Origin of the sequence: Achromobacter sp. (assembly GCF_049647645.1) — a bacterium.
Classification (GTDB): Bacteria; Pseudomonadota; Gammaproteobacteria; order Burkholderiales; family Burkholderiaceae_B; genus Achromobacter.
The window spans coordinates 1-18,059 of sequence record NZ_JBARYB010000286.1 but is presented as its reverse complement, the minus strand read 5'-3'; the positions used below and the strand labels follow the sequence as shown (position 1 = coordinate 18,059).

Sequence of the window (18,059 nt, the reverse complement as noted above, 5' to 3'; positions counted from 1 at the left end):
CTGGCGCTGAACCTCGCTGCCCTGGGCGCGGCGGCGGCGCAATCGGCGCCAGCCTCTACCTACAAGGCGCTGGTCTGCGTGTTCCTGTACGGCGGCAACGACCCCTACAACTCGCTGGTGCCCTACGACGCGGCCTCATACAAGGCTTATGCCCAGGCCCGCACCGATATCGCACTGCCGCGCGATGCCCTGCAGGCCACCGCGTTGCGCGGCAAGCAGCCCGCGCCCGGCGGCGTCCAGTTCGCGCTGGCGCCGTCGCTGGCGCCGCTCAAGCCCTTGTACGAAAGCGGCGACATGGCGGTGCTGCTGAACATAGGCCCGCTGGTCGTGCCCACGTCCAAGCAGGAATACATAGGCGCGCGCGTGCCCTTGCCGCCCAAGCTGTTCTCGCACAACGACCAGCAGTCGTACTGGCAGGCGCTGGCGCCCGAGGGTGCCGCATCGGGCTGGGCGGGCCGGCTGACGGACCTGTACGCCGACGCCAACGCGCAACGCACCTTCACGGGCATTACCGCTGGCGGCAGCAGCGTGCTGCTGGCCGGGCGCAAGATCGCCGGATACCGGGTGGGCATCCACGGCTCCACCCGCATCGACCTGTTGACCCGCGACATGTACGGCTCCAGCGCCTGCACGGCCTTGCTGCGCCAACTGATCACGCAACCGCGCGAGCATCTGATGGAGCGCGAGATGTCGCGTATCGCCGCGCAGTCCATCGACGCCGACGCGCGCCTGCGCGCGGCCCTTGCGGACGTAGCCGTGCCTGGCGATTTTTCATCGCCGCTTGCGCAGCAGTTGAAGATCGTCGCCCGTATCATCGCCGCGCGGCAGGCGCTGGGCGCACGGCGCCAGGTCTTCTTCGTGTCGCAGAACGGCTATGACAACCACGCCGGCCTGAACGACACCCACCCCGCCCTGCTCAAGGAACTGGGCCAGGCCCTGGCCGCATTCCAGCAGGCCTTGTCGGCGATAGGCGTGGCGGACCAGGTGACCACGTTCACCGCCTCCGAATTCGGCCGCACCCTGGGCTCCAACGGCAACGGCTCCGACCACGGCTGGGGTTCGCATCACTTCGTGCTGGGCGGCGCCGTCCAGGGCGGACGCTACTACGGCAGCCATCCGGAAATCGCCCTGGACGGCCCCGGTTTCGTCGACAACGGCCGCCTCTTGCCCACCCTGGCCGTGGACCAGCTGGGCGCGTCCCTGGGCGCCTGGTTCGGCGCCGGCCGCGAGGACCTGGGCCTGGTGTTCCCGAACCTGCGGCGCTTCGACGCGCAGGCGCTGGACCTGCTGCCGCGCGCCTAGGACCGCGCCGAAAGCGGCGGACTCACAGCTGCCGCGCCTGTTCGCGCAGCAGGTACTTCTGGATCTTGCCGGTGGCGGTCTTGGGCAGCGGACCGAACACAAAAGTGCGCGGCACCTTGAAGCCCGCCAGCCGGTCGCGGCAGAAGCCGGCCAACTCGTCCGCGGTCGCGGCGCAGCCGTCTTTCAGCGTGACGAAGGCGCAGGGCGTCTCGCCCCATTTGGCGTCGGGCCGCGCCACCACCGCCGCTTCCAGCACGGCGGGGTGCGCGTACAGCGCCTCCTCGACCTCGACTGTCGAGATGTTCTCGCCGCCCGAAATCACGATGTCCTTGGCGCGGTCCTTGATCTGCATATAGCCGTCGGGATGCACCACGCCCAGATCGCCGGTATGGAACCAGCCGCCGGCAAAGGCTTCGGCCGTGGCCTGGGGATTCTTCAGATAGCCCTTCATGAGCGTGTTGCCGCGCATCATGATTTCGCCCACGGTGACGCCGTCCGGCGGCACGGGGTCCAGGGTGGCGGGATCCAGCACGCGGACCTGTTCCATCGTGTGCTTGCGCACGCCGATGCGCGCCTTGAGCGCGGCCTGTTGGTCCAGCGGCAGATCGTTCCAGGCCTCGTGCCAGGCGCAACTGATCGACGGGCCATAGCTCTCGGTCAGGCCGTACAGATGCGTGACGTCTATGCCCAGTTCATCCATCGCCGCAATGACGGCGGCCGGCGGCGGCGAGCCGCCCGTAAGCACCTGCACCGGACGTGCGGCGCGGCGCTTGATCTCCGGCGGACTGTTGATGAGCATGCCCAGCACCACCGGCGCGGCGCAGAAATAATCGACCCCGTGCGCCTGGATGGCGTCGAAGACGGCCCCGGCCTCGACCCGCCGCAGGCAGATGTTGGTTCCCGCCAGCAGAGCGATGGTCCAGGGAAAGCTCCAGCCATTGCAGTGGAACATCGGCAAGGTCCAGAGGTACACGGCATGCTGGCGCATGTCGCAGGCCAGGGCGTTGCCCATCGCGTTCAGGTAAGCGCCGCGATGGTGGTACAGCACGCCCTTGGGCCTGCCGGTGGTGCCGGAGGTGTAGTTCAGGCACAGCGACTGCCATTCGTCCGCCGGCCAGGGGATTTCGGTCGCGGCGTCGCCTGTGTCCAGCAGCGCCTCGTAGCTCATTTCCCCGATCAGTTCTCCCGGCCCGTCGTACACGGCATCGTCGATGTCCACCACCCGGATCCGCCTGCGGGTCCTGGCCAGCGCCTGCGCCATGACCGGCGCGTACTCGCGGTCCGTCAGCAGCACCGTGGCTGCGCCGTGGTCCAGGATGTAGGCCAGCGTGTCCGCGTCCAGCCGGGTGTTCAGGGCATTGAGCACCGCGCCCGCCATGGCGACGCCGAAGTGGGCCTCGTACAGCGCCGGGATGTTGGGCGCCATCACGGCCACCGTATCGCCGGGCCGCACGCCCAGGCGCGCCAGCCCGCTGGCCAGGCGGCGGCAGCGCGCGTAGGTCTGGCTCCAGCTTTGGCGCAAGGCGCCGTGGACGATGGCGGTGCGCTCCGGATAGACCTTCGCCGCGCGCTCGATGAAGTTCAGCGGTGTAAGCGCCAGATGGTTGGCGCTATTGCGTTCGATATCCGGGGCTGGATGATCAGGAGTGTCGGCGGGCATCGGAGTCTCACAGAGGCGAAACGCTCGCCGCGCCCATCAGGCGGCGGCAAGCGGGGACAGGCCGCGCAAGGTGGCGCGCAGCAGGGAATCGCGCAGGTCCGCGTCCGCCTGCATCAAGCGCTGCAGCAGGCGGGATGGGCTGTCGCCGGGTGTTTCCAGATGCCAGCCGTACAGGTGCAGGCCGCTCAGCATGTAGGCATCCTCCAGCCCCGCCAGCGTCGCGGCGTCCCAGTGCGGCGAGCGCGCGGAAGGCGGCAAGGCGTTGTCGGCGCAGTCCACCACCAGGATGGGTGTCGGCCTGGAAAAATAGTCCGTCACCCTGGCGCGGGCCTCGTCCAGCCGGCGCAGGGCGGCGGCGTCCAGCGGCTCGCCCGCCAGGCGCGCCTTGACCAGGAGGTTGCGCTGGTCGAGTTCGACGATGTGCAGGTCTTTCTCGACCCAGTCGGCGTGGACCGGCACGCCCTTGCGGCGGAAGACTTCCGCGGCGGCGAGCCCGGCTCCCAGGCCTTCGCCGGCAAGCAACTGCTTGAAGAAGTCCCGCTCCGCCATGGCGCGGTCCAGTTCCTGCAGTTCGAGATCGAGCGCATGGCGCTCCCGCAGACACTGCGCGCGGCGGCCATGCAGTTGCTCGTCGGCGGGGCTGCGCTGCAGGTCCAGCCACGCCGCCAGGCGCACGCCGCTGCGCTGCCCCAGCCGATCGATGCAACGGCACAATTCCCGCAGGAACAGCGCCGCGCCCGCTTCGTCCTGCGCCAACCCCGGCGCCAGCGCCGGAAGCAGCAGCAGGCGGCCGGGCGGTTCGCTGGCGTAGCTGGCCAGCGTCAGGCCCGACCCTGTCTGCAGAACGCTCGCGCCCGGCGCCGCGGCCAGGGTCGCGCAAGGCTGGAAGCAGCGCGCGGCCTCGGTGAAAAGCGTGCGGAAAGGCTCGCCCGCCTGCTGGGGCGCGGCGTCGCCCTCGATCGCCTGGCTGCGCACCGTCCTGGGCATGAGGGGATCGGACCAGTCGTAGGGAAGGATGTCCTGCAGGGTGTGCACGCCCACCGTGCGCGGCGCGGGCACCAGCACCACCAGCGTGCCGCCCGCGGCCAACAGCCGCTTGAATTGCTCGCGCCAATGGCGGCTGGTGGCCAGCAGCCATTCCGACGCGCCCACTCCCAGCACGGGTGGATCGGCGCGTTCGCAGGCGGCCTCCAGGACGGGATACAGGCCGGCGGGATCCCATACGAGCACATCCGCCCGGTCCAGCGAGGCGGGCTGATCAAAGGACAGGACGGCATCCAGGCCATGGGGCGCGAGTGCCAACGCAAGGTCGAGCGTAGAAATATTCATATCGCTAATCCGTACTTGACTTTCGAAATCAATATATCATAAAGTCTAGTTAACTAGACAAATATACAAATCCTATATACATATTCCGGAACCCAGCTGTCATGTCCACTCTTACGAACGTACGCAGCGAGCCCCCCGTCGCCAGCAGCCCCGTGGCGCTGGACCGGGACTCCCCTCTGCCGCTCTATGTGCAGATCAAGCGGCGCGTGCTGATGATGATCCTGAATTGGCAGCAGGAAAGCGACCGCTTCCACACCGACCACGAGCTCAGCGAACAATTCGACGTCAGCCGCATGACGGTGCGCCAGGCCATCCAGGAACTGGTGGACGAGGGCTATCTGCGGCGGGTCCGCGGGTCCGGCACCTTCGTCTGCGCCCCCAAGATCGACGAGCAGTTCAGCCCGGCCATGGACTTCATCGACCAATGGTCGGCGCACGGCCGCCCCCTCAGCCTGCGGGTGCTGCACTGTGCCCAGGAGCCCGCCTCCAACGCCGTGGCGCGCGAGCTGGACGTGGCGCCCGGCACGCGGGTCTGGAGCATCCTGCGGCTGCGCACGGTCCAGCAGGTGCCGATTTCGATCGACTACCGCTATGTGCGCGTCGACCGCATCCCGCACATCGACGCCCGCCAGGCCGAGGCTGGCTCCTTGCTGGAACTTATCGGCCGTCAGGTCGAGCTGGCCTACGGCAACCTCAAGATCGAGGGCGGCGCGGTGCAGGCCGAGCATGCCGATTACCTCAGCCTGCTGCCCGGCGATCCTGTCTTGACGCGGCACCTGGTGTATTTCGACAAACAGGACCAGCCGGTCATGTCCGGCCTGTCCCACTATCGCGCGGACCAGGTCCGGTACTCGGTGCGCGTGCCGCTGCAGAACGGCGCAGGCAAGACGGACCAGGTGTCGGACTCGCTCGAGTTCCGCAACCCCTCAGGCGTGGGGGACTAGCCCAACTACGTTTTCGCTGTTCGTGGAAGTTGCTGCACACCCCAAATCCCGCATCAGGTACAGGAGTAGCACCATGACTTGCATAAAGACGTTTCTGGAGTTTTCGCGCCGCGCGGCCATCGCGCTGCCGGCCGCCGCGCTGATGCTGGGCATGCACGCCGCCAGCGCACAGGACTCGGTGCGGATAGGATCCATCCTGTCCGTGACCGGTCCGGCCGCCTTCCTCGGCGAAGACATGAAGGCCGGCATGGAAATGGCCATCGACGACATCAACGCCGCCGGCGGCATCGGCGGCAAGAAGGTCGAATGGGTGTTCTACGACGCCGAAAGCCAGACCGCCAAGGCGATCAACGCCACCAAGCGGCTGCTGTCCCAGGACAAGGTGGACATCATCGTCGGCGGCGGCAACATGAGCGGCATCGCCATGGCCATGGTGCCGATGGTCGACAAGGCCGCCACCCCCTTCATTTCCACCGAAGGCTCGATGCAGATCGTGATGCCTGTGGCGGAACGCAAGTACGTGTTCAAGAGCACCGTGGACGACGACCAGGTGATCGACCGGGTGCTGGACTACTTCGACAAGAAAGGCATCAAGCGCGCCGCCCTGCTGGCCGACAACAGCGGCTTCGGCCAGAGCGCCGTCGAACAGATGAAGAGGCTGGCCGCCAAGCGCGGCATCGACATCACCTACGAATCCTTCAACCCCGCGGACACCGACCTGACCCCGCAGCTCACGCGCATCAAGAATGCTTCGGTGCAGGCCATCATCTGCTGGACCGTGACCCCGGCCGGCGTGGTGTTCATCAAGCAGGCGCAGCAACTGGGCCTGGACAAGCTCACGCTGGTGCACAGCTACGGCTTCGTCGACCAGCGCTACATGAAGCTGGCCGGCGACTCGGTCAAGGACCTGCTGCTGGTTAGCGTCAAGTTCCCGGTGGGCCAGGACCTGCCTGACGCCGATCCCATCAAGACGCGCATCGTCGACCTCAGCAAGCGCTTCGAGGCCCGCTACAAGCGCAAGCCCAACCAGTTCGTGGCCCAGACCTACGACGCCATGATGCTGGCCCGCGCCGCCCTGGAAAAAAGCGGCGGCGACAAGGAAAAGACCCGCGAACAGCTGACCGCCATCACCGGCTACCAGGGCGTGGGCGGGGTCTTCAATTTCTCGCCGCAGCGCCACTCCGGCCTGGACAAGGATGACATCGTCATGCTCGGCTACCGGGACGGGCAATTCCGGCTGGCCGACTACAAGTAAGCAACCCCGTCTCCGCAACCTCCACTCACGCGCGCCGCCGGCGCGGCAAACCTGGGAGTGCAGTCATGAACGTAGCAAGCGCCGAGCCGCGTACGATCCTGGACGATCCGGAAAGCATCTTTCCGCTGGACCTGGACACCCGGATCCCCAAGATCCGCGATCTATACCACCTGGCGACGGTCAAGCAGTGGGACCCGCGCACCGACATCGATTGGCATCTGTTCGATGCCTCGCTATACACGCCCGAGCAGCGTTACGCGGCCCGCCAGTACTGGAGCCGCCGCGCCTGGAGCGAGTACGGCGCGATCTCGGAAAGCCCGGCCTTGCAGATCCGCTTCTGCCACGACAAGTGCGAACCCGACCTGCGCCTGTTCTTCACCATCCGCTCGCAGGAAGAAAGCCGCCACGCGGAAGCCTGCTACCGCATGGCCGAAGCCCTGGGCGGCTACATGGAGCAGCCGGCCCAGGCCGCATACCAAGGATCCGTCGCCACCCACGGCGTGCGCAAGATGGCGCTGGACCCCGAGGTGTCGGTCGAGGCGATCCTCGCCGCGCTGGTCTGCGCCGCCGAGGAAATCGCGTTCGACGTCTTCCGCCACCTGGTGGAGATCACCCGCGATCCCGTCGCCAAGCAGATCTGCGCCCGCATCATGCGCGACGAGGTGCGGCACTGCGCGTTCGGCTGGCGCTTTCTCGACCATCGCATTCCGCAGATGTCGCCCGCCGAGATCAAGGTGGTGGAGAACGCCGTGATCAACATGATGGAAAAGGTCGAGCTCAACGGCTACCACAGCGCGTGGCTGGCGCCCGACAACCCAGCCTCGCGCGCCGAGATGGAAGTGGACCGGGTCACCTGGGAAGCCGGACTGGGCTCCACCGTCGAGGAACTGGAGAAGCCCTTGTTCGTGGAAACGGTGCAGCGCGTGCGGCGCCAGATGGAGCCCTGGGGCGTGCGCCTGCCCCTGCTGCATCACCCGAAGATCGGCGAATTCTGAATCCAAGGACCCGTCATGAACGCAGCTACGACCAGAATTCCCGTTGAGCGCCGCTTCCCGCTGACGCTCAAGCAGTCCATTACCTCGATCCGCGAACTGTACGAAACCGGCAAGCAGCAGCGCTGGGCGCCCGAAACCGACATTCCCTGGGCCAGCTTCGACATCGGCGCGCTCGACGCCCGGGTCCGCGACGCGGCCCGCCTGACCTGGAGCCGCCGCGCCTGGGTGGAATACGCCGGCCTGAGCGAAACGCCGGCGCTGCTGGTGCGCCTGTGCCTGGAAAGCGGCCGCGAATCCGACCCCAAGTATTTCCTCACCGTGCGCAACACCGAGGAAGCCTGGCAGATCGAGTGCTTCCATCGCTACGCCACGCTGCTGGGCGGTTACCTGAACCGCCCTCCCAGCCCGCAGCAGGAAGCCATCTTCAACCAATGCCGCCACCGCCAGGTGCTGGACGCCGCATGCAATGCCGACGCCTTCTTCACTGCGCACGCCGCGGTCGAGGACGGGCTGGAGCTGGAGCTGTTCCGGGCCTATCTGGAGAACGCCAGGGAACCGGTGGCGCGCCGCATCCTGGAACAGTGCGTGCAGGCCAAGGAGCGTCACGCCACCTTCGGCTGGCTCTATGTGGCGGAACGCGCCGCCGCCTGGTCCGACGCCGACCGCGCCGCCGTGGCCCAGGCCGTCTTGGGCTATCTGAATGAAGTCGAGCTGCGAGGCTACCACTGCCCCTGGCTGGCCGAGCCCGACGGCGCCGAAAGCCAGGCCAATGCCCTGACCGCCGAAGCCGGGCTGGGCGCTGTTTCCCGCGACAGGGAGTACGAGATCCTGTGGTCGTACCTGGAGACGGTGACGCGGCGCCTGGCCGAATTCGGCGTCGAGCTGCCGGGCATCGCGCTGGCCGCGCGCCGGCCCAACTGAGTCCGCACGGGGTCCCGCCATGGATATGTCCGCGCAAATCGTCCAACTGCTGGTCGCCGGGATCACCACCGGCAGCATCTACGCCATCGTGGCGGTGGGATTCAACGTCATCTTCAAAAGCACCGACGCCATCAACTTCGCCCAGGGCGAATGGGTCATGATGGGCGGCATGGTGGCGGCCGCCTGCTACGCGGTGGCCGAACTGCCGCTATGGCTGTCCTGCCTGGCGGCGGTGGCCCTGGTGGCCCTGGCGGGAGGGGTATCCGAACGCCTGATCATCCATCCGCTGAAGAAGCCCGCGCCGCTGCTGGTGACGTTGCTGAGCATCGGCCTGGCCATCTGTACCAAGAGCCTGGTGATGCTGGGGCTGGGCAAGACGCCCATGGGCTATCCCGCGTTTTCGGGCGATGCGCCCGTGCCGCTGGCGGGGGCGCAGATTCCGCCGCAGAGTTTCTGGGTGATGGGCGTGGCGCTGGTCTTCATGCTGGGTACGCACTTCTTCTTCGAGCGCACGCTGCTGGGCAAGACCCTGCGCGCCACGGCCATCGACCGCGACGCCGCCGCCCTGGTCGGCATCAACGTGCGGCGTTCGGTAACGGTGGCCTTCGTGCTGGCGGCGCTGGCCGGCGGCATCGCGGGCGTGATCATCGCGCCGCTGACCTTCACTTCCTATGACCACGGCACCATGCTCGGCTTCAAGGGCTTCAGCGCGGCCATGCTGGGCGGGCTGGGCAGCCTGCAGGGCGCCTTGCTCGGCGGCTTGTTGCTGGGCGTGATCGAAGCGCTGGGAGGCGGCCTGATTTCCTCGCAGTACAAGGACGCGCTGTCCTTCATCCTGCTGCTGCTGGTGCTGTTCTACCGCCCCCAGGGCTTGCTGGGCAAAGCCGAAATCAACAAGGTCTGAAGGGGGTGACGATGAAATCAGAAATCCGCCCGCCCGGGGATGGCGGACACCGCGACCTGCGCATCCTGTTGGCGCTGTGGGGACTTTTCCTGCTGTTCCCGCTGGTGGCGCCGAACAGCTATGCCGTGGGACTGGCGGTGACGTTCAGCATCAACCTGATGTTGATCGCCAGCCTCAACCTGCTGATGGGCTATTGCGGGCAGATCTCCATGTGCCAGGCCGGCTTCTTCGGCCTGGGCGCCTATGTCAGCGGCGCCTTGTCGGCCAAGTACGGCATTCCCGCCCTTGTCGGCATCCCGGTCGCGCTGGCGGTCGCGAGCACGGCGGCGCTGCTCATCGCCCTGCCCGTGCTGCGGCTGCGCGGCCATTACCTGGCGATGGCGACCCTGGGATTCAATGCCATCCTGTCGGTGCTGTTCGTCGAGCTGGTGGACTTCACCGGCGGCCCCAATGGCCTGTCCGGGGTCGAGCCCATCACCGTCGCGGGCTATGCCTTCGATACCGACCGCCGCTTCTTTTACCTGGCCTGGGCCGCCGGCCTGCTGCTGATGTGGGGCTTCCTGAACCTGACGCGTTCGCGCATCGGCCGCGCCATGATCAGCGTGGCCGGCAGCGAGGTCGGCGCGGCCAGCCTGGGCATCAACACCTATGCGCTCAAGGTCGCGATATTCGTGCTCTGCGCCGCCGTGGCGGCCCTGGCGGGCACCTTCTACGTGCACTTCAACCAATTCGCGTCGCCGGAAACCTTCAGCTTCTCCGCGTCGGTGCTACTGCTGGTCATGGTCGCGGTCGGAGGTTGGGGCAAGTATTGGGGACCGCTGTTCGGCGCGCTGGTCTATACCGCGGCGCCGGAGCTGCTGCGCGCCTTCCATGACGTCGAACTGCTGCTGTTCGGGCTGGGCATGATCCTGGTCCTGATGTTCTTTCCTGGCGGACTGGCGGGACTGGCGCAGCGGCTGTGCCGGCGCTCCGCCAGCCAGCCGGCATCCCCGGTGGCGGCAACAAAGGGCAAGGTGCGCCATGGCTGATCACGATTTCCTGTCGGTGCGGGACCTGGGCATCAATTTCGGCGGGCTGGCCGCGCTTGCCGACCTGTCCTTCGACCTGCGGCAAGGCCAGATCAAGGGGCTGATCGGGCCCAACGGCGCGGGCAAGAGCACCTTGTTCAACATCGTCGCCGGCCTGCTGCACCCGGGGCGCGGCGAGGTGTCCTTTCGCGGCCGCTCGGTGCGCGGCCTGCCGCCGCACCAGCGCGTCAGGCTGGGCATCGCCCGCACCTTCCAGAACCTGCAGATCTTCAAGGACCTGACGGTGCTGGAGAACGTCATGGTGGGCTGCCACGCGCGCTTCGGCTCCGGCCTGTGGGCCTGCATGCTGCGCACACCCACGCAGCGCCGCGACGAACGGCAGATGCGCGACATCGCGATGCAGCGGCTGGAGCAACTGCATCTGGCCCGCCATGCCGACGTGCTGGCCGCGGATCTGAGCTTCGGCCAGGCCAAGATACTCGAAATCGCGCGCGCCCTGGCCGCCGACCCCACCCTGCTGTTGCTGGACGAACCGGTCGCGGGGGTGCCGCATGCCGAAGTGGCGCAGGTGGCGCAAGTCATACGCGAAGTGAACGCCAGCGGCGTCAGCGTGCTGCTGGTCGAACACAACATGAGCTTCGTCATGCAGCTGTGCGACGACATCCTGGTGCTGAACTACGGCCGCAAGATCGCCGAAGGCCGGGCCGACGCGGTGCGCGCCGATCCCCTGGTGCTGCAGGCCTATCTCGGGGAGGACATGCCCGATGCTTGAAATCACCAACCTGTGCGCCTCGTATGGCGCGGGCGACGTGCTGCGCGAGACCAGCCTGGAGATTCCCGCCGGGCAGATCGGCTGTCTGCTCGGCGCCAACGGCGCCGGCAAGACCACCGTCATGCGCAGCCTGAGCGGCCTGCTGCGGCCGCTGCGCGGCAGCGTCCGCTTCGAGGGGGAAGCGATCGAAGCGCTGAGCGCCGACCGCATCGTCGACCGCGGCATCGTCCTGGTGCCGGAAGGCCGGCGCGTGTTCGCGCCCTTGTCGGTCAGCGAAAACCTGGAGATGGGCGGCTACAAGCTGCTGAAGCAGCGCCGCCAGGCGGAGTTCCGCCGCAATCTCGACTTCGTCCTGGACCTGTTCCCGCGGCTGTCCGAGCGCGCCCGCCAGGCCGCGGGGACGCTGTCCGGCGGCGAACAGCAGATGGTGGCGATCGGCCGGGCGCTGATGAGCAGCCCGCGCCTGCTGATGCTGGACGAACCCTCCATGGGCCTCGCGCCCCTGGTCGTGAAGGACATCTTCCTGTCGCTGCGGCGGCTCAAGCAGGAAGGACTGACGCTGTTCATCGCCGAACAGAACGCCAAGCTGACCTTGAGCGCCGCGGACTACGGCTACGTGCTGCAGGAAGGCCGGGTGGCGTATTCGGGCAGCGCCCAGGCGCTGCGCGACGATACACGGGTACAGGCTGCCTACCTGGGCGCCTGACAGGAGACAGGTGAAGCGATGACGTTTTCTTCCCAGGAGCAGGCGATCGATCCGGAGCAGGAAGCGCAGTACAACCTGCGAGCCAGGCATCCCGAACGCGAGGAGATCTACTTTACCTATGCGCGCCGCAGCGCGCAGACGCGCGGCCGGCGCGAGGCGCGCCTGGACCTGCGCTTCGGCGAGCGGCCGTCGAGCCTGCTGGACCTGTTCGTTCCCAACCATGTGCCGGCGCCGCCGCTGCTGGTCTTCATCCACGGCGGCTACTGGCGCGCGCTGGACAAGCACGGCTTCTCGTTCATCGCCGACGACTACCTGGCGCGCGGCGTGGCGGTGGCGCTGCCCAACTACACGCTGGCGCCGCATGCCAGCGTCTCCGACATCGTCGACGAGGCCTGCACGGCCGTCTCCTGGCTGACCGCCCAGGGCGAGCGCCACGGCTACGACGCCAGCCGCATCGTGCTGTCGGGCCACTCCGCGGGCGGACACATGGCCGCCATGGCCTTGCGCCGCGACCTGGTTCCCGCCCTGGCCGGCCGAATACGCGGCTACGTCGGGCTGAGCGGGCTGTTCGATCTGGAGCCGCTGCTGCGTACTTCCATCAACCGCGACCTCCACATGAGCGTGTCCGAAGCCCGCAGCCTGGGGCTGTACCAACGCGCCACGCTGTACGAAGTACCCATGGTGTTCGCGGCCGGCGCCCTGGAAACCGAGGGATTTCGCGGACAGAGCCGGGATTTTTCACGGCATTGCGCCAGCCACGGCCACGAGGTCGAGAACCTGGTGGTGCCGCAACGCAACCATTTCGACCTGCTGACCGATTTCGCCGGCGTCGGCTATCCGCTGTTCAACAAGACGCTCGATCTGCTGCTGCCCGGCGCGGACCGGGCCTGATCTTTCACAAGGAGTCTCCATGGCAGGCCAACCACTCAATCCCGCCGGCGTCTGCGCCCCCCTGGGCCCCTACAGCCAGGGCGTGCTGACCGAGGGCGCCGGACGCTGGCTGCACATCGCCGGCCAGGTCGGAGTATCTTCCGAAGGCGTGCTCGCAGCAGGCTTCGAGGCCCAGGCCCACGCCGCCTGGCGCAACATCCAGGCCATGCTGGAGGCCGCGGGGATGAACGCGGGCGACCTGGTCAAGGTCGTGACCTACATCACCGACGAAAGCCAGCTGCCGCTGCTGGGCCCGGTCAGGCTGGCCTATCTGGGCGAGGCCCGCCCCGCCGCGACGCTGGTCGTGGTGCGCGCCCTGGCGCGGCCCGAGTGGCTGATCGAAGTGGAAGCGTCGGCGTACAAGCCTGCATGACCCCCGCGGCGGCATCGCCCGAAGGAGAGTGAGCATGTTCGAGGACCTACGCAACAAGCGGGCCCTGGTGACCGGCGCCTTCGGCGGACTGGGCGCGGAATTCGCGCGTACCCTGGCCGCCGCCGGCGCGCACGTGGCCCTGGCCGGACGCAGGCTGCAGGCTGGCGAGCAACTGGCCGCGGAACTGGCCGCCGCGGACCGGCGGACTTGCGCCATCGCGCTGGACGTGACCCAGCCCGACAGCGTCGCAAGCTTGTTCGACACCGCGTCCGAGCGCCTGGACGGCGCCATCGACATCCTGGTCAACAACGCCGGCATCACCGCCACCCGGCCAGCGCTGGAATACACCGAGGCCGATTGGAGCGACGTGATCGACGTCAACCTGAACGGCACCTGGCGCGTGGCGCAGGCGGCCGGCCGCCACATGCAGGCGCACGGCGGCGGCAGCATCATCAACATCGCCTCCATCCTGGGGCTGCGGGTGGCCCAGCAGGTGCCTGCCTACGCCGCCTCCAAGGCCGCGTTGATCCAGCTGACGCAGGCCCTGGCGCTGGAATGGGCGCGCCACGGCATCCGCGTCAATGCGCTCGCGCCCGGCTATATCGAAACCGACCTGAACCGCGAGTTCTTCGCCAGCGACGCGGGACAGGCGCTGATCCGGCGCGTGCCGCAGCGCCGGCTCGGACAGGCGCGGGAGCTGTCCGCCCCGCTGCTGCTGCTGGCTTCCGACGCCTCTTCCTTCATGACCGGCTCCGTGCTGGTCGTGGACGGCGGACATCTCATTTCCACGCTCTGACTCCGGGACGCAACATGGACTTCAGCCTCACGCCAGAAATCGAAAGCTACCGACTACGCATCAAGGCCTTCGTCGAGACGCACATCCTGCCGGTGGAGGCCGACCCGTCCTCCTACGACGAACACGAGAACATCCGCGAGGAAGTGCTGCAGCCGCTGCGCCGCCGCGCGCGCGAAGCCGGGCTATGGGCGCTGCAGATGCCGCGCGAACGCGGCGGCCAGGGCCTGTCGCGCGTCGGCATGGCGGCCTGCTACGAGGAAATGAACGTATCGATCTTCGGACCGGTGGTGTTCAACAGCGCGGCGCCCGACGACGGCAACATGATGGTGCTGGAGAAGGTCGCCACCGAGGCGCAGAAGGCGCGCTGGCTGCAACCCATCATCGACGGCAAGGTGCGCTCCTCGTTCGCCATGACCGAACCGCATCCGGGCAGCGGCTCCGACCCGTCCATGATGCTCACCACCGCCACCCTGCAAGACGGCAAGTGGCGCATCCACGGCAGGAAGTGGTTCATCACCGGCGCCGGCGTGGCGCAGCACTTCATCCTGATGGCCAAGACCTCGGACGATCCGCGCAAAGGCTTGACGGCCTTTCTCTTCGACGCGGACCAGCCGGGCTGGCGCATCGAGCGCCGCATCCCCATCATGGGACCGGAGGAGCACGGCGGCCACTGCGAATTGGTGTTCGACGGGCTGGAAATTCCCGATGAAAACCGCCTGCTCGGCGTGGGCGACGGCCTGAAGGTCACGCAGATCCGCCTGGGACCCGCGCGGCTGACGCACTGCATGCGCTGGCTGGGACTGGCCCGCCGCTCCCTGGCCATCGCGCGCGAGTACGTGGCGACCCGCCAGAGCTTCGGCACCGCGCTGGCCGAGCGCGAAGGCGTGCAGTGGATGCTGGGCGAATGCGCCATGGCGATCGAGATCGGCCGCCTGCTGACGATGCGCGCCGCCGTCGCCCTGGACCAGGGCAGTTTCGCGCGCAAGGAAGTCTCGATGGCGAAGATCGTCGTCTCCGAAACGCTGCACAAGGCGGTCGATACCGCCATCCAGCTGACCGGCGCGCGCGGCTATTCCCGCGACACGGCCCTGGCCTGGATCTACCGCTATGCGCGCCAGGCCCGGCTGGTGGATGGCGCCTCGGAAGTGCACAAGATGGTGCTGGCGCGATTCCTGATGGACGAGGGCGAAGAGTTCTGGCATTGGCAGGCGCAGCAACAGGCCGGAGCGCAATCGTGACGGGCGCGGCAGTGGAGACGATCGCCGGCCAGGACGCGCTGGCGGCCTACCTGGTACACGCCGGCTACGCCGCCCAAGCCGACGAAGTGACGCTGCGCCGCCTGGCCGGCGGCCAGTCGAATCCGACCTACATCGTGACCACGGCCCGCGGCCAGTACGTGCTGCGCAAACAGCCCGCGGGCAAGCTGCTGCCCTCGGCGCATGCCATCGACCGAGAGTTCCAGGTCATGCGGGCGCTGGAGCGCGGCAAGGTGCCCGTGCCGCGCATGCTGGACTACTGCGCCGACGACAGCCTGCTCGGCACCCCCTTCTACCTGATGGACTATGTGCAGGGGCGCACCTTCGTCGACCCCGCCCTGCCGGGCCTGGACCGGGCCGAGCGCGGCGCAATCTACGCCGAAACCAGCCGCGTGCTCGCGGCGCTGCATGAACTGGACTACGCGGCCCTGGGCCTGGAAAGCTATGGCCGCCCCGGTAACTACTATGCCCGACAGATTTCCCGCTGGACGCGCCAGTACCGCGACAGCCGGCCGGCGGCGGACCTGCCCGCCATGGAGTCGCTGATCGACTGGCTGCCCCACAACATCCCCGCCGGCGACGAGACCCGCCTGGTGCACGGCGACTTCCGCCTGGACAACCTGATCTTCCACCCCACCGAGCCCCGCGCCCTGGCCCTGCTGGACTGGGAGCTTTCCACGCTGGGTCACCCGCTGGCGGACCTGGCCTATTACTGCATGTGCTGGCGGGTATCGCCGCAGCTGTGGCGCGGCGTGGCCGGATGCGATCTGGGCGCCTTGGGCATCCCCGCGGAGGACGAGGTCGTGGCGGCGTACTGCCAGGCGCGCGGGCTGGCCGGTGTCGCCGATTGGGGCTTCTATCTCGCTTACAGCTTCTTCCGCATGGCCGCCATCCTGCAAGGAGTCGCCGCCCGCGCCTCGGGCGGCAACGCCGCCGCCGACGACGCCCAGGCCATGGGCGCCAAGGTGGAGCCGCTGGCCGAGCTGGGATGGGAATGCGCGCGCACTGGCGACACCGGTTGAAGGACAGGACTGAAGGACCAGGTCTAGGGGCGGAGTCAAAGAGCCAGGCGCCGGCGGCTGGGCTGGCGCCCGGGGCGCAACCGCTCTATAACCTGATAATCGGGCCGGCACGGCAGCCGGACGCCCCTACCTCCCTCCCCCCGCTTCCATGACCCAGACCTGCTCCCTGGCATTACAGCCCGCCACCGAAGACGACCTGCCCTTCCTGCTTGCCCTGCGCAAGACCACCCTGCAGGAGCACCTGCTGCGAGCAGGCGCGCCGCTGGATGACGACCACCACCTGGCCCGTATCCGCTACCGCTTCGAGGACGCCCGCATCGTCTGGCTGGACGGCCGGCCCGCCGGCCTGTTCAAGCATGGCCGGGATGCCAACAGCTGGCGCATCGTCCAGATCCAGATCGACCCCGCGTTCCAGGGCCGCGGGCTGGGCCGCCGCCTGCTGGAAGGCGTGCTGGACCAGGCCGATGCCGAGGGCGTCCCCGTCACCTTGAGCGTACTGAAAGGCAACCCCGCCCGCCGCCTTTACGAAGCGCTGGGCTTCACCCCCGTGGAGGAGACCGAACTGGAGCACGAAATGCGTTACGAGCCTGGCGCGGTCCGGCCGGCTGGCTGACCCTTTGCAACTTCTTTCCGTCCGGGTGGAATAAAGCCGGGACCGGCAGCGTCTGTAGGGGGCAGTCTCCCACTTTCCCTATCTACGTACGAGGCACACCATGCGCAAACACATCGCCGCAGCCCTGGCCATCTCCGCCGCCGCCCTGTTTTCGGCCGGCGCCCAGGCCCAGGCCGTCAAGACCCAGGACGGCATGCTGGTCAACAGCGCCGGCATGACGCTTTACACCTTCGACAAGGATGCCGGCGGCAAGAGCGCCTGCAATGACCAGTGCGCCAAGATCTGGCCGCCCGTCATGGCCAGCGCCGACGCCAAGCCCATGGGCGACCTGACCATCATCACCCGCGACGACGGCAGCAAGCAATGGGCCAGCAAGGGCAAGCCGCTGTACACCTACGCCAAGGACGCCAAGGCCGGCGACAAGGCGGGCGACAACTTCAAGGATGTCTGGCACGCGGCCAAGCCCTGAAGCGGCGTCCGAGAGCTACCGCAGCAACCCATGCGCGCCGAAGACGAAGCCCTGATCCTGGCCTGCATCCCCAGCCTGCGGCGCTACGCCCGCGGGCTGACGGGCGACCCCCACCGGGCCGACGACCTGGTCCAGGACACGCTGGAGCGCGCATGGAGCCGCTATTCGCGATGGCAGCGGCGCGGCGAATTGCGCGCCTGGATGTTCGGCATCATGCATAACCATTTCATCGATGGCGTGCGCGCCAGCAGCCGGCGGGCCGAGCAGACCGCCTCGGGCGACCTGCCCGACGCCCCGGTGCGCGCCACGCAGACAGACCACCTGGAGGTGCGCGACCTGGACCGCTGCCTGCAAACCCTGCCCGCGGAACAGCGGGAAGTGCTGCTGCTGATCTGCGTGGAAGACCTGTCCTATCAGGAAACCGCCCGGATACTGGACGTGCCGATGGGCACGGTCATGTCGCGCCTGTCGCGCGCCCGCGAGAAGCTGGGCGCGCTGATGCACGCGCGCGACACCGTCAGCAAGCTCCATCGCGTGAAATGACATGAACGAGAAACGCCTCCATGCGGTGCCCGGCGCGGGCACCCCGATTACCGAAGCCGACCTGCATGCCTATGCGGACGGCCAGTTGCCGCCGGCGCGCCGCGCCGAGGTCGAGACCTTCCTGGCCGCGCATCCGCAGGACCAGGCCCGCGTCGACGAATGGCGCGAGCAGCGGCGCCTGCTGCACGCCATGCTGGACCCGGTGCTGGACGAGCCGCTGCCGCTGCGCCTGCCCCTGGCG

20 protein-coding genes are annotated in these 18,059 nt (G+C 68.0%); 18 read left to right on the top strand and 2 right to left on the bottom strand.

Going from position 1 to position 18,059, the window contains the following annotated elements:
• Positions 1-1,302, top strand: a 1,302-nt coding sequence (locus WBB14_RS32625) for a DUF1501 domain-containing protein (protein ID WP_424243432.1), incomplete at its 5' end; no start/stop codon positions are given.
• Between the two features lie 22 nt (positions 1,303-1,324).
• On the opposite strand, the gene WBB14_RS32620 is transcribed toward WBB14_RS32625, so the two are convergent.
• Positions 1,325-2,962: an acyl-CoA synthetase gene (locus WBB14_RS32620; protein ID WP_424243431.1), complete on the bottom strand. Its 1,638-nt coding sequence runs from the start codon at positions 2,960-2,962 to the stop codon at positions 1,325-1,327.
• Between the two features lie 36 nt (positions 2,963-2,998).
• A complete protein-coding gene (locus tag WBB14_RS32615; protein WP_424243430.1) occupies positions 2,999-4,291 on the bottom strand; it encodes a hypothetical protein in 1,293 nt (430 codons plus the stop codon).
• 101 nt (positions 4,292-4,392) lie between these two features.
• On the opposite strand from WBB14_RS32615, the gene WBB14_RS32610 reads away from it, so the two are divergent.
• The 17 genes from WBB14_RS32610 to WBB14_RS32530 form a co-directional block, all read left to right on the top strand.
• Positions 4,393-5,235, top strand: a complete 843-nt coding sequence (locus WBB14_RS32610) for a GntR family transcriptional regulator (RefSeq protein WP_424243429.1) — start codon at positions 4,393-4,395, stop codon at positions 5,233-5,235.
• Between the two features lie 73 nt (positions 5,236-5,308).
• Positions 5,309-6,490 (top strand): ABC transporter substrate-binding protein, encoded by a 1,182-nt coding sequence (locus WBB14_RS32605; RefSeq protein WP_424243428.1) that lies wholly within the window; start codon positions 5,309-5,311, stop codon positions 6,488-6,490.
• A 65-nt stretch (positions 6,491-6,555) separates the two neighbouring features.
• On the top strand, positions 6,556-7,485 hold the full coding sequence (locus WBB14_RS32600) for a ferritin-like domain-containing protein (RefSeq protein WP_424243427.1): 930 nt from the start codon (positions 6,556-6,558) through the stop codon (positions 7,483-7,485).
• A gap of 15 nt (positions 7,486-7,500) precedes the next feature.
• Positions 7,501-8,406 (top strand): hypothetical protein, encoded by a 906-nt coding sequence (locus WBB14_RS32595; RefSeq protein WP_424243426.1) that lies wholly within the window; start codon positions 7,501-7,503, stop codon positions 8,404-8,406.
• Between the two features lie 19 nt (positions 8,407-8,425).
• On the top strand, positions 8,426-9,310 hold the full coding sequence (locus tag WBB14_RS32590; protein ID WP_332012997.1) for a branched-chain amino acid ABC transporter permease: 885 nt from the start codon (positions 8,426-8,428) through the stop codon (positions 9,308-9,310).
• 11 nt (positions 9,311-9,321) lie between these two features.
• On the top strand, positions 9,322-10,338 hold the full coding sequence (locus WBB14_RS32585; protein ID WP_424243425.1) for a branched-chain amino acid ABC transporter permease: 1,017 nt from the start codon (positions 9,322-9,324) through the stop codon (positions 10,336-10,338).
• Positions 10,331-11,110: an ABC transporter ATP-binding protein gene (locus WBB14_RS32580; RefSeq protein WP_424243424.1), complete on the top strand. Its 780-nt coding sequence runs from the start codon at positions 10,331-10,333 to the stop codon at positions 11,108-11,110. Before WBB14_RS32585 ends, WBB14_RS32580 begins: the two co-directional genes overlap by 8 nt.
• On the top strand, positions 11,103-11,816 hold the full coding sequence (locus WBB14_RS32575; protein WP_424243423.1) for an ABC transporter ATP-binding protein: 714 nt from the start codon (positions 11,103-11,105) through the stop codon (positions 11,814-11,816). Before WBB14_RS32580 ends, WBB14_RS32575 begins: the two co-directional genes overlap by 8 nt.
• A gap of 18 nt (positions 11,817-11,834) precedes the next feature.
• Positions 11,835-12,707 (top strand): alpha/beta hydrolase, encoded by an 873-nt coding sequence (locus tag WBB14_RS32570; RefSeq protein WP_424243422.1) that lies wholly within the window; start codon positions 11,835-11,837, stop codon positions 12,705-12,707.
• Between the two features lie 19 nt (positions 12,708-12,726).
• Positions 12,727-13,119, top strand: a complete 393-nt coding sequence (locus WBB14_RS32565) for a RidA family protein (protein ID WP_424243421.1) — start codon at positions 12,727-12,729, stop codon at positions 13,117-13,119.
• A gap of 34 nt (positions 13,120-13,153) precedes the next feature.
• Positions 13,154-13,915 (top strand): SDR family NAD(P)-dependent oxidoreductase, encoded by a 762-nt coding sequence (locus WBB14_RS32560; protein ID WP_332013003.1) that lies wholly within the window; start codon positions 13,154-13,156, stop codon positions 13,913-13,915.
• Positions 13,916-13,929: 14 nt separating this feature from the next.
• A complete protein-coding gene (locus WBB14_RS32555; protein ID WP_424243420.1) occupies positions 13,930-15,153 on the top strand; it encodes an acyl-CoA dehydrogenase family protein in 1,224 nt (407 codons plus the stop codon).
• Complete coding sequence (locus WBB14_RS32550; RefSeq protein ID WP_424243419.1) at positions 15,150-16,193, top strand: phosphotransferase; 1,044 nt, start codon at positions 15,150-15,152, stop codon at positions 16,191-16,193. The genes WBB14_RS32555 and WBB14_RS32550 overlap by 4 nt, the downstream gene beginning before the upstream one ends.
• A 148-nt stretch (positions 16,194-16,341) precedes the next feature.
• A complete protein-coding gene (locus WBB14_RS32545; protein ID WP_424243418.1) occupies positions 16,342-16,806 on the top strand; it encodes an N-acetyltransferase family protein in 465 nt (154 codons plus the stop codon).
• Between the two features lie 100 nt (positions 16,807-16,906).
• A complete protein-coding gene (locus tag WBB14_RS32540) occupies positions 16,907-17,275 on the top strand; it encodes a hypothetical protein (RefSeq protein ID WP_424243417.1) in 369 nt (122 codons plus the stop codon).
• 30 nt (positions 17,276-17,305) lie between these two features.
• Positions 17,306-17,818: an RNA polymerase sigma factor gene (locus WBB14_RS32535; protein WP_424243416.1), complete on the top strand. Its 513-nt coding sequence runs from the start codon at positions 17,306-17,308 to the stop codon at positions 17,816-17,818.
• A 1-nt stretch (position 17,819) separates the two neighbouring features.
• The coding region (locus tag WBB14_RS32530) for an anti-sigma factor family protein (protein ID WP_424243415.1) at positions 17,820-18,059 on the top strand (240 nt) is incomplete at its 3' end.